The sequence below is a fragment of the Pantoea sp. MHSD4 genome (assembly GCF_021043305.1).
GTDB lineage: Bacteria > Pseudomonadota > Gammaproteobacteria > Enterobacterales > Enterobacteriaceae > Pantoea > Pantoea eucalypti.
The window spans coordinates 1-11864 of sequence record NZ_JAJNDH010000008.1 but is presented as its reverse complement, the minus strand read 5'-3'; the positions used below and the strand labels follow the sequence as shown (position 1 = coordinate 11864).

The 11864-nt window shown below is 53.1% G+C and carries 12 protein-coding genes, 1 tRNA gene and 1 rRNA gene; 12 read left to right on the top strand and 2 right to left on the bottom strand.

The features are described from left to right. Positions 1-43 precede the first annotated feature (43 nt). The 12 genes from aroQ (at position 44) to LQK91_RS19430 (ending at position 11348) form a co-directional block, all read left to right on the top strand. Positions 44-496, top strand: coding sequence for a type II 3-dehydroquinate dehydratase (gene aroQ / locus LQK91_RS19485; protein ID WP_008925813.1), 453 nt, complete (start codon positions 44-46; stop codon positions 494-496). Positions 497-521: 25 nt separating this feature from the next. After that, positions 522-983, top strand: a complete 462-nt coding sequence (accB, locus tag LQK91_RS19480; RefSeq protein WP_003855242.1) for an acetyl-CoA carboxylase biotin carboxyl carrier protein — start codon at positions 522-524, stop codon at positions 981-983. Positions 984-994: 11 nt separating this feature from the next. Continuing rightward, complete coding sequence (accC, locus tag LQK91_RS19475; RefSeq protein ID WP_003855240.1) at positions 995-2344, top strand: acetyl-CoA carboxylase biotin carboxylase subunit; 1350 nt, start codon at positions 995-997, stop codon at positions 2342-2344. A gap of 71 nt (positions 2345-2415) precedes the next feature. Then, positions 2416-2658 (top strand): YhdT family protein, encoded by a 243-nt coding sequence (locus LQK91_RS19470; protein WP_003855238.1) that lies wholly within the window; start codon positions 2416-2418, stop codon positions 2656-2658. Next, the gene (panF, locus tag LQK91_RS19465) at positions 2648-4093 is read left to right on the top strand and encodes a sodium/pantothenate symporter (protein ID WP_003855236.1); all 1446 of its coding nucleotides are present in this window, start codon (positions 2648-2650) and stop codon (positions 4091-4093) included. The genes LQK91_RS19470 and panF overlap by 11 nt, the downstream gene beginning before the upstream one ends. Positions 4094-4109: 16 nt before the next feature. Further along, positions 4110-4991, top strand: a complete 882-nt coding sequence (prmA, locus tag LQK91_RS19460; RefSeq protein WP_105100021.1) for a 50S ribosomal protein L11 methyltransferase — start codon at positions 4110-4112, stop codon at positions 4989-4991. A gap of 367 nt (positions 4992-5358) precedes the next feature. Next, the gene (gene dusB / locus LQK91_RS19455) at positions 5359-6324 is read left to right on the top strand and encodes a tRNA dihydrouridine synthase DusB (RefSeq protein ID WP_008925814.1); all 966 of its coding nucleotides are present in this window, start codon (positions 5359-5361) and stop codon (positions 6322-6324) included. A 23-nt stretch (positions 6325-6347) separates the two neighbouring features. Further along, on the top strand, positions 6348-6644 hold the full coding sequence (gene fis, locus LQK91_RS19450) for a DNA-binding transcriptional regulator Fis (protein ID WP_003855228.1): 297 nt from the start codon (positions 6348-6350) through the stop codon (positions 6642-6644). Positions 6645-7190: 546 nt separating this feature from the next. Continuing rightward, the gene (locus LQK91_RS19445) at positions 7191-8216 is read left to right on the top strand and encodes an amino acid ABC transporter substrate-binding protein (protein ID WP_003855224.1); all 1026 of its coding nucleotides are present in this window, start codon (positions 7191-7193) and stop codon (positions 8214-8216) included. A 67-nt stretch (positions 8217-8283) separates the two neighbouring features. Then, positions 8284-9462 (top strand): amino acid ABC transporter permease, encoded by a 1179-nt coding sequence (locus LQK91_RS19440; RefSeq protein ID WP_105100020.1) that lies wholly within the window; start codon positions 8284-8286, stop codon positions 9460-9462. Positions 9463-9477: 15 nt separating this feature from the next. Continuing rightward, the gene (locus LQK91_RS19435) at positions 9478-10578 is read left to right on the top strand and encodes an amino acid ABC transporter permease (RefSeq protein ID WP_003855220.1); all 1101 of its coding nucleotides are present in this window, start codon (positions 9478-9480) and stop codon (positions 10576-10578) included. A gap of 8 nt (positions 10579-10586) precedes the next feature. Continuing rightward, positions 10587-11348 (top strand): amino acid ABC transporter ATP-binding protein, encoded by a 762-nt coding sequence (locus LQK91_RS19430; protein WP_003855214.1) that lies wholly within the window; start codon positions 10587-10589, stop codon positions 11346-11348. Between the two features lie 222 nt (positions 11349-11570). Here LQK91_RS19430 and rrf read toward each other — a convergent pair. Further along, positions 11571-11686 (bottom strand): 5S ribosomal RNA (rrf, locus tag LQK91_RS19425). A gap of 34 nt (positions 11687-11720) precedes the next feature. After that, positions 11721-11796, bottom strand: a tRNA-Thr gene (locus tag LQK91_RS19420). Positions 11797-11864 lie beyond the last annotated feature (68 nt).

Sequence of the window (11864 nt, the reverse complement as noted above, 5' to 3'; positions counted from 1 at the left end):
TATTTTACGCGATGCCTCAATGATTGCGGGAGATGGCAGCACGATGGCGCATAAATTACATATTCTGCTTTTGAACGGGCCCAACCTTAATCTGTTGGGAACACGTGAGCCTGAGAAGTATGGTCATACCACGCTTAGTCAGATCGTGGACGATTTGACGCGTCAGGCAGACCAGCTGAATGTGGAGTTGAGCCACCTGCAGACCAATGCTGAATTTCAGCTGATTGATCGCATTCATGAGGCCAAAGGCAATGTGGATTACATCATCATTAATCCTGCCGCGTTTACCCATACCAGTGTCGCATTACGTGATGCCCTGCTGGCGGTAGAAATACCGTTTATTGAGGTTCATCTCTCTAATGTGCATGCCCGCGAGCCCTTCCGCCATCACTCCTATCTTTCTGATGTTTCTGCTGGCGTGATCTGTGGGCTTGGCGCTGACGGCTACACATGGGCTTTACAAACGGCAGTAAAACGCCTGTCTCAATCTCATTAATCAAACTGAGTACGGAACCCCACTCATGGATATTCGTAAAATTAAAAAACTGATCGAACTGGTTGAAGAGTCTGGCATTTCTGAGCTGGAAATCTCTGAAGGTGAAGAGTCCGTTCGCATCAGTCGTGCCCCTGTCAATACGGGTTACCCGATGATGCAGCAGGCTTACGCTGCGCCGGTTCAACAGCCTGCTCTGGCAACCGCTGTAGCCCCTGTTGCAGCGGCTGCCGAAGCGGCACCGGCTGAAATCAGTGGTCACATCGTGCGTTCACCGATGGTAGGGACCTTCTACCGTACGCCGAGCCCGGATGCGAAAGCCTTTGTGGAAGTTGGCCAGAAAGTGAATGCTGGCGATACCTTGTGCATCGTCGAAGCCATGAAAATGATGAACCAGATCGAAGCTGATAAGTCAGGCGTAGTGAAAGCTATCCTGGTTGAAAGCGGTCAGCCGGTCGAATTTGACGAGCCACTGGTTATCATCGAGTAACGGGGCAGATCATGCTGGATAAAATTGTTATTGCTAACCGTGGTGAGATCGCACTGCGCATTCTGCGTGCCTGTAAAGAGCTGGGCATTAAGACTGTCGCGGTTCACTCAAGCGCGGATCGTGACCTGAAGCACGTGCTGCTGGCAGACGAAACTGTCTGCATCGGCCCGGCGCAGTCAGTTAAAAGTTACCTCAATATCCCGGCGCTGATCTCTGCTGCAGAGATTACCGGCGCGGTGGCGATTCACCCAGGCTACGGCTTCCTCTCTGAGAATGCCGATTTTGCCGAGCAGGTTGAGCGCTCCGGCTTTATCTTTATCGGCCCGAAAGCAGACACTATTCGCCTGATGGGCGACAAAGTCTCTGCGATCAATGCGATGAAGAAAGCAGGCGTCCCAACCGTACCGGGTTCTGACGGTTCACTGACCGATGATATGGACAAGAACCGTGCCTTTGCTAAGCGCATCGGTTATCCGGTCATTATCAAAGCCTCGGGCGGCGGTGGCGGTCGTGGTATGCGCGTCGTGCGCAGCGACAAAGATCTGGAACAATCCATCAACATGACGAAAGCGGAAGCCAAAGCGGCATTCAGCAACGACATGGTTTACATGGAGAAGTATCTGGAGAATCCACGCCACATCGAGATTCAGGTACTGGCTGATGGTCAGGGCAACGCGATCTATCTGGGCGAACGTGACTGCTCAATGCAGCGTCGTCACCAGAAAGTGGTTGAAGAAGCGCCAGGCCCAGGTATTACTGAGGAACAGCGTCGCTTTATCGGCAATCGCTGTGCTAAAGCCTGTATTGAGATTGGCTATCGTGGCGCAGGTACGTTTGAGTTCCTGTATGAAAACGGTGAGTTCTACTTCATTGAGATGAACACCCGTATTCAGGTGGAACATCCGGTGACCGAGATGATCACCGGTGTTGATCTGATCAAAGAGCAGCTGCGTATCGCCGCAGGCCAGCCGTTGTCGATCAAACAGGAAGATGTGATCATTCGCGGACATGCGGTCGAGTGCCGTATCAACGCCGAAGATCCCGTGACCTTCCTGCCAAGCCCGGGTAAAATTACTCGCTTCCACGCGCCAGGCGGTTTTGGCGTGCGCTGGGAGTCGCATATTTATTCAGGCTATACCGTGCCGCCTTATTACGACTCCATGATCGGTAAGCTGATCACTTACGGCGAATCACGCGACGTGGCCATCGCCCGCATGAAAAATGCACTGGCGGAACTGATCATCGACGGTATCAAAACCAACGTTGAACTGCAGATGAAAATCATGTCCGACGAAAACTTCCAGCACGGTGGAACCAATATCCACTATCTGGAGAAAAAACTCGGCCTGCACGAGAAGTAATCGCAACGCTGAGTAGTCAGAGGCCGGTTAATCCGGCCTTTTTCTTTTTCCGCTGGCGTTAAGGTTGAATCATGGACGCTCGTTTTATACAGGCTCATAAAGAGGCGCGCTGGTCGCTCTGGCTCACGCTGCTCTGGCTCGCGGCCTGGGGGCTCTCTGCCTGGCTGGGTGGCAGTGAAATCGGTGTCACCGGTCTGCCGCGCTGGTTCGAACTCTCCTGCCTGTTTGCTCCCCTGTTGTTCATTTTCCTGTGCTGGATGATGGTGCGGGTCATTTTCCGCGACATGCCGCTGGAGGATAAAAGTGAACAGTGAAATTATCCTGCCATTGCTGATTTATCTTGTCGTCATTGCCGCGCTGTCGGTATTTGCCGTTCGTAAAAGACGTGAAGGCAGTTTCCTGACGGAATACTTCCTTGGCAGCCGCTCCATGGGCGGGTTTGTGCTGGCAATGACGCTTACTACCACCTATATCAGCGCCAGCTCGTTTATTGGTGGCCCCGGTGCTGCCTATAAATATGGGCTGGGATGGGTATTGCTGGCGATGGTACAGGTGCCCGCCGTCTGGCTGTCGTTAGGTGTGCTGGGGAAGAAGTTTGCCATTCTGGCGCGTAAGCATAATGCGGTGACGCTGAATGACATGCTCTACGCCCGCTATCAGAGCCCGCTGCTGATCTGGCTGGCGAGCCTGAGCCTGCTGATCGCCTTTATCGGTGCCATGACAGTGCAGTTTATTGGCGGGGCGCGGCTGCTTGAAACCGCCGCAGGTATCCCCTATGACACCGGTCTGCTGATTTTTGGCGGCACTATCGCGCTTTACACTGCGTTCGGCGGATTCCGTGCCAGCGTGCTGAATGACGCGATGCAAGGCATTGTGATGCTGATTGGCACCTTTCTGCTGCTGTTCGCGGTGATTCATCAGGCTGGCGGCCTGAGCACGGCCGTGCAGAAACTGCATGACATCGATCCTGCTCTGCTGTCGCCGCAGGGGCCAGGCGAAATCATTACACCCACCTTCCTCAGCTCGTTTGTCGTGCTGGTCTGCTTTGGCGTGATTGGCCTGCCGCATACTGCGGTGCGCTGCATCTCATATAAAGACAGCAAAGCCGTACATCGGGCCATTATTCTCGGCACTATTGTGGTGGTGATTCTGATGCTGGGAATGCATCTGGCCGGTGCGCTGGGCCGGGCAATTCTGCCTAACCTGACTGTGCCGGATAGTGTTATTCCTGTCCTGATGATTACCGTACTGCCTCCGTTAGCCGCCGGATTGTTTCTGGCAGCACCGATGGCCGCGATCATGTCGACCATTAATGCCCAGCTGTTACAGGCCTCGGCCACGCTGATTAAAGATCTCTATCTGCGTGTCGCACCGCAACAGCTGGAAAATGAGACGCGGCTGCGACTGTTATCTGGCACCATTACCTTCGCACTGGGTCTCCTGCTGCTGATGGCGGCATGGAATCCACCCGATATGATTATCTGGCTCAACCTGCTGGCATTTGGCGGCCTTGAGGCGGTTTTCCTGTGGCCGCTGGTTCTGGGCCTCTACTGGGAGCGCGCTAATGCCGCTGGGGCCATCACCGGCATGGTGGTGGGGGGAGGCTGCTACGCTTTTCTGGCGAGCCTTAACCTGCAGATACTGGGTTTTCACCCCATCGTGCCCTCACTGCTTTTGAGCCTGCTGGCATTTTTAGTGGGCAACCTGTTTGGACGCGCGCCGCAAGCGGTCGACGCGCCGCAACACTGACGGAAAGAGAGACGTTATGCCGTGGATTCAAATCAAAATTAACAGCTCAGGTGAACATGCGGAAACGCTGAGCGATGCGCTGATGGACATCGGTGCGGTTTCAGTGACTTTTCAGGATACCCATGACACGCCGGTGTATGAGCCACTGCCAGGCGAAACGCGTCTGTGGGGTGATACTGATGTGATCGGCCTGTTCGATGCTGAAACTGACATGGCTGTCATTACTGCCGAACTGGAGCAGCATCCGCTGCTGGGCGCCGGTTTTCGCCACCGGATCGAGCAGATCGAAGACAAAGACTGGGAGCGCGAATGGATGGAAAACTTCCACCCAATGCGCTTCGGCGAACGTCTCTGGATCTGCCCAAGCTGGCGTGACGTGCCGAATCCCGATGCCGTCAACGTGATGCTTGACCCGGGTCTGGCGTTTGGAACGGGTACCCACCCCACTACCTCACTTTGCCTCACCTGGCTTGACGGTCTGGATCTGGACGGCAAAACCGTGATCGATTTTGGCTGTGGATCGGGGATCCTGGCGATCGCCGCATTGAAGCTGGGTGCAGCTCAGGCAATTGGCATTGATATTGATCCGCAGGCCATTCAGGCCAGCCGGGATAATGCGGAGCGCAACGGCGTCTCTGACCGCCTGTCACTTTATCTGCCCCACCAGCAACCCGACAACCTGCAGGCTGACGTGGTGGTCGCGAATATTCTGGCCGGTCCGCTACGTGAGCTGGCACCGCTGATCAGTGTACTGCCCAAGTCTGGTGGACACCTGGGCCTTTCGGGCGTTCTGGAGAGCCAGGCTGAGAGCGTCTGTGAAGCATACGCCGGCGAGTTCACACTCGACCCGGTTGCCGTTAAAGAGGAGTGGTGCCGAATTACCGGGATTAAATCCTGAATCTGGCGCCTGTCTACCCCTTCTGATATCGCACTGGCCGGCCCGCAGTGCCTTAACAGAACATTCAACCAGCCCGCAGCGTAAGCTGCGGGATTTTGCGATTTGAAATGGATGCTTGTATCGTTAATCACGTTATGTGACGTTTTTTATCTGGTGAATTGACGTACTTTTCTGGAAAAACTTTTGTTCACAATTTCAGCATAAAAAATTAACTGACTGATATTTAAGGTGAATAATCATAATCCCCGATCATCATCCGGATTTCATTGATCTTTCTTGCTGATTGTTCAAAGTTTGGCCTTTCATCTTCCTGCAAAAATGCGTAATATACGCCGCCTTGCAGACACAGTATGGCCATTCTGACTTCATGCGTATTGGAAACCTCCAGCTGAGAAATCGACTGATTGCAGCACCGATGGCCGGTATTACCGACAGGCCGTTCAGGGCGCTGTGTCACGAAATGGGTGCAGGTATGGCAGTTTCTGAGATGTTGTCTTCTAACCCGGAAGTGTGGGCTAGCGACAAATCCCGATTACGCATGGTTCACAGTGATGAGCCAGGCATTCGCGCCGTGCAAATTGCCGGTTGCGATCCCAGTGAAATGGCGCAAGCTGCACGCATTAATGTTGAGGCTGGTGCACAGGTCATCGACATTAATATGGGATGCCCTGCCAAGAAGGTTAACCGCAAAATGGCGGGTTCAGCCTTGCTGCAATATCCCACCGTGGTGGAGTCTATCCTCTCCGCAGTGGTTAATGCAGTGAATGTGCCGGTTACGCTGAAAATTCGTACTGGCTGGGATCCTGAAAACAGGAACTGTGTCGCGATTGCCCAATTGGCTGAACGCTGCGGTATACAGGCTCTGACGATACATGGTCGCACTCGTGCCTGCCTGTTCAACGGAGAAGCTGAATATGACAGCATTCGGACAGTTAAGCAGAGTGTCTCCATTCCGATTATCGCGAATGGAGACATAACTGACCCGCATAAAGCCAGAGCGGTGCTCGACTATACAGGGGCCGATGCTCTGATGATAGGACGCGCTGCTCAGGGAAGACCGTGGATCTTCCGGGAAATCCAGCATTATCTGGACACTGGGGAGTTGCTTGCCCCGCTGCCAATGGCAGAGGTCAAGCGCTTGCTTGTTTCGCATATACGTGAGCTGCACGACTTTTACGGTTCAGGCAAGGGATACCGTATAGCGCGAAAGCACGTCTCCTGGTACCTGCAGGAGCACGCCCCGAATGACCAGTTTCGGCGCACATTCAACGCCATTGAGGATGCCAGCGAACAGCTGGAGGCGTTGGAGGCATACTTCGAAAATCTTGCGTAACGAAATAAAGAGCTGAAAGAACTATGTTCGAACAACGCGTAAATTCTGACGTACTGACCGTTTCTACCGTTAACTCACAGGATCAGGTAACTCAAAAACCTTTGCGTGATTCGGTTAAACAGGCACTGAAGAACTATTTTGCTCAACTGAATGGTCAGGATGTGAGCGACCTGTATGAGCTGGTTTTGGCTGAAGTCGAGCAGCCTCTGTTGGACATGGTGATGCAGTATACCCGTGGCAACCAGACCCGTGCTGCCCTGATGATGGGTATCAACCGCGGTACGCTGCGTAAGAAATTGAAAAAATACGGCATGAACTGATTTTTAGTTCTGTCTGTTAATCACGCCAGCCTTCGGGCTGGCGTTTTTATTTGTGCCTGTTCACACAAATTCATCGCCAGACCAGTGAAACATTTGCGGGTAATATGGTAACTATAGTTGCAATTGCTGGCGTGATATTTCACCTTCTCGCTTTTGCTTGTGCTGATTTGACTTAATCTCTCTTCTGAAAATCACCCAGCCCAAACCCCTGCCAGTGCTGGGGATGTGACTTTCTACGCATTAAAAAAGCAATACCACCCCTTCGTACATATATGCATGAGCGATTGCTCACACTGCTCCCATATAGTGAAACTATTTGCACTAATTGTGATCGAGTCGACTCGCATTGCTTCCTTTTGGTGCGCCATATTAGCGAAACTTTCTAAGTACTTCCGAATATTAACCGTTCTTTCATATGAATTCAGGATTCTGCAAAACTGGCATCAGCTTTGCAAAGTCGTGGATGGCTGACCGCCACAGACAGGAAAAAAACGCACATTAAAGTGCGCAAACATAACAACATGATCCCGCCACACAGGATGCTTTATGAAAAAGATGATGCTCTCTACGCTGATCGCCGCCGCCTCACTGGTTGGCCTTGCTCAGCAAGCACACGCAGGCACCACTCTGGATGCGATAAAGAAAAAAGGTTTTGTTCAATGTGGTATCAGTGACGGCCTGCCGGGCTTCTCCTACGCAGATGCGGGTGGCAAGTTTACCGGTATCGATGTAGATGTGTGTCGTGCGACGGCTGCCGCTGTGTTTGGCGATGCGACCAAAGTGAAATATACCCCGCTGACTGCGAAAGAGCGCTTCACCGCGCTGCAGTCAGGCGAAGTGGATGTGCTCTCACGCAATACCACCTGGACTTCATCGCGCGATGGCGGCATGGGCTTTCTGTTTGCGGGCGTGAACTATTATGACGGTATCGGCTTCCTGACTCACAAGAAAGCCGGCCTGAAAAGTGCGAAAGAGCTGGATGGCGCGACGGTCTGTATTCAGTCAGGTACCGATACCGAGCTGAACGTGGCGGACTATTTTAAAGCCAACAAAATGCAATATACGCCAGTGACCTTTGACCGCTCTGATGAATCTGCGAAAGCACTGGATAGTGGACGCTGCGATACGCTGGCATCTGACCAGTCTCAGCTTTACGCCTTACGCATTAAGCTCGGCAAGCCTGACGACTTTATTGTTCTGCCAGAAGTGATCTCCAAAGAGCCGCTGGGGCCATTGGTACGTCGTGGTGATGATGACTGGTTCACCATCGTCAAATGGTCGCTCTATGCCATGCTGAATGCGGAAGAGATGGGTATTAACTCGAAAAACGTCGACCAGATGACAGCCAAACCAACGACACCAGACATGGCACACTTCCTGGGCGCCGAAGGTGATTTTGGTAAAGATCTGAAGCTGGATAATAAGTGGGCCTACAACATCGTTAAGCAGGTAGGTAACTACCAGGAAAGCTTCGATCGTAACGTCGGTAAAGATAGCGCACTGAAGATCGCACGTGGCCAGAATGCGTTGTGGAATCAGGGCGGTATCCAGTACGCACCACCGGTACGTTAACAGACCTCACCAATCGGGCACCGTATTCTGCGGTGCCCTGCCCCAGCTCTCGTATTGAGGTTTCAACATGTCACAACGCCCAACCGTGAAAAGGGATTTTTCATTTGGTAATCCCACGGTTCGCGCCTGGATTTATCAGCTCATCGCCGTCGTCGCGGTGCTTGGTGTGGTGGGTTATCTGGTGCATAACACCATTATTAACCTGGACAATCGCGGCATTACATCGGGGTTTGGATTTCTTGAACGCACTGCCGGTTTCGGCATCGTTCAGCATCTTATTGAGTACACGGAGGGAGATACCTACGCGCGCGTGTTTCTGGTTGGATTAACCAACACGCTGCTGGTCTCTGCGCTCTGTATTGTTTTTGCGTCGATTCTCGGATTCGCGGTCGGTCTTGCCCGCCTGTCTGACAACTGGCTGCTGCGGAAGCTCTCAAATATCTATATTGAAACTTTCCGTAATATCCCGCCTTTGCTTCAGATTTTCTTCTGGTACTTCGCGGTTTTACGCAATCTGCCAGGCCCACGCCAGGCGCTGAATGCGTTTGATCTGGCGTATGTCAGTAATCGCGGACTTTATGTGCCGTGGCCGACCTATGCACCTGGCAGCTGGCCGTTTGTTATCGCACTGCTTCTGGCGGTAGCGGTGAGCTATGCTCTGTACCGCTTTAACCGCCAGCACCAGTTAAAAACCGGTGAGTTACGTCGCACCTGGCCCGCAGCCGTTGGAATGCTGATTCTCTTTCCTTTGCTTGCGCATCTTGGGTTTGGCGCAGCGATGCACTGGGATGTGCCGCAACTGCGTGGATTCAATTTCCGCGGCGGCTCGGTGATGATACCGGAGCTGGCGGCACTGACGCTGGCACTGTCGATCTATACCTCGTCGTTTATCGCTGAAGTGATCCGCTCAGGAATTCAGTCTGTGCCGCATGGGCAGCATGAAGCCGCCCGGTCGCTGGGTCTGCCGAGTCCGGTAACGCTGCGCCAGGTCATCATCCCTCAGGCCATGCGCGTCATTATTCCGCCGCTGACCAGCCAGTATCTGAACATCGTAAAGAACTCCTCACTCGCCGCCGCTATCGGTTATCCCGATATGGTGTCGCTGTTTGCCGGATCGGTGCTCAATCAGACTGGTCAGGCCATTGAGACGATCGCTATCACGATGAGCGTTTACCTGATTATCAGTCTGCTGATATCGATGCTTATGAACTTCTATAACCGCAAAATTGCGCTGGTTGAGCGTTAAGAGAACGGGATAACTATGTCTGTGACTACGCATGAAACGCCCCCCGTCCCGACGACGCCTGTCAGTCGCGCCTGGCTTTGGGCTCGTAAAAATCTATTTTCCAGCTGGTTTAACACGTTACTGACGCTGTTCTGCATCTGGGTAATCTGGCACGTTATTCCGCCCGCGCTGAACTGGCTGGTCTTTCAGGCAAACTGGATTGGTACCACGCGCGCCGATTGCACCAAAGAGGGAGCCTGCTGGGTGTTTATCCATGCGCGTTTCGGCCAGTTCATGTATGGGCTTTATCCGCATGAGTTGCGCTGGCGTATTAATCTGGCGCTGGTGATCGGCCTGGTGTCGATTGTGCCGATGTTCCTGAAGAGCCTGCCGTATCGTGGACGCTACATTGCGGCATGGGCCGTGATCTATCCGGTGATTGTCTGGTTCCTGCTGTATGGCGGGTATCTGGGGCTGGAGCGTGTCGAAACACGTCAGTGGGGAGGATTAACGCTGACGTTGATTATCGCGTCGGTCGGTATTGCCGGTGCGCTGCCGCTGGGTATTTTGCTGGCGCTTGGCCGTCGTTCACGTATGCCGGTGGTCCGCACGCTGTCGATTATCTTTATTGAGTTCTGGCGTGGCGTGCCGCTGATTACGGTGCTGTTTATGTCATCAGTGATGCTGCCGCTGTTTATGTCTGAAGGTACTAACATCGACAAGCTGGTGCGCGCACTGGTGGGCGTCATTCTGTTCCAGTCCGCCTATGTGGCCGAGGTGGTTCGCGGTGGTCTTCAGGCACTGCCTAAAGGCCAGTATGAAGCAGCCGAGTCTCTGGCGCTGGGGTACTGGAAGACGCAGATGCTGGTGATTCTGCCGCAGGCGCTGAAACTCACCATTCCCGGTCTGGTTAACACCATTATTGCACTGTTTAAAGATACCAGCCTGGTCATCATCATTGGTCTTTTCGATCTGTTCAGCAGCGTCCAGCAGGCAACGGTCGATCCGACCTGGCTGGGGATGTCGACTGAAGGTTATGTCTTTGCTGCACTGGTCTATTGGATTTTCTGTTTTAGCATGTCGCGCTACAGCCAGTATCTGGAAAAGCGCTTTCACACCGGGCGTACATCGCACTGAGGTTTTACATGACTGACTCTATGACACACACTTCCGACGCGTTGATGATTTCGCTTGAGAACGTGAATAAATGGTACGGGCAGTTTCACGTACTGAAAGACATCAACCTGCAGGTCAAACCCCGTGAACGCATCGTGCTGTGCGGGCCTTCCGGCTCCGGCAAATCGACGACGATCCGCTGTATTAATCATCTGGAAGAGCATCAGCAGGGTCGCATTGTTGTTGACGGTATCCACCTCAACGATGATGTGCGTAACATTGAGCGCGTGCGCACCGAAGTAGGCATGGTATTTCAGCACTTTAACCTCTTCCCGCACCTGACCGTATTGCAGAACTGTACGCTGGCACCTTCGTGGGTGAGAAAGATCCCTAAGAAGGAAGCAGATGAACTGGCCATGCATTATCTGGAACGCGTGCGCATTGCCGAGCATGCGCATAAATTTCCAGGCCAGCTCTCTGGTGGACAGCAGCAACGTGTCGCCATCGCCCGCTCACTCTGTATGAAGCCTAAAATTATGCTGTTTGATGAGCCAACGTCAGCACTGGATCCTGAGATGGTTAAAGAGGTGCTGGATACGATGATTGGTCTGGCTGAAGACGGGATGACCATGCTGTGCGTCACCCATGAGATGGGCTTTGCCCGCACCGTGGCTGACCGGGTGATCTTTATGGATCGGGGTGAGATCGTCGAAGTTGCGCCACCGCAGGAGTTCTTTGCGAATCCTAAATCGGAGCGTACCCGGGCGTTTTTATCGCAGGTTATTCACTGATTACTGGCTCAGTGATCTTACAACCCGGCCTGGTGCCGGGTTTTTTATGGCCTGAAAACTGTCTGAATGCGCTCATTGCGTGGATGCACTGATGCACTGATGATGAACGCGAAGAGTGATGGACTGCTATGAGGGTGTTTTATTGCGGACTTCCACAATGAAAGTGGATTGCCGCAACGAAAAAAGCCCTTCGCATACGCGAAGGGCTCTCTCTTATTTGATGCCTGGCAGTTCCCTACTCTCGCATGGGGAGACCCCACACTACCATCGGCGCTACGGCGTTTCACTTCTGAGTTCGGCATGGGGTCAGGTGGGACCACCGCGCTACAGCCGCCAGGCAAATTCTTTTATTTACCGAACTCGTGTCTTAACTGGTGCTGATACCCAGAGTCGAACTGGGGACCTCACCCTTACCAAGGGTGCGCTCTACCAACTGAGCCATATCAGCACACTAAATTTGATGCCTGGCAGTTCCCTACTCTCGCATGGGGAGACCCCACACTACCATCGGCGCTA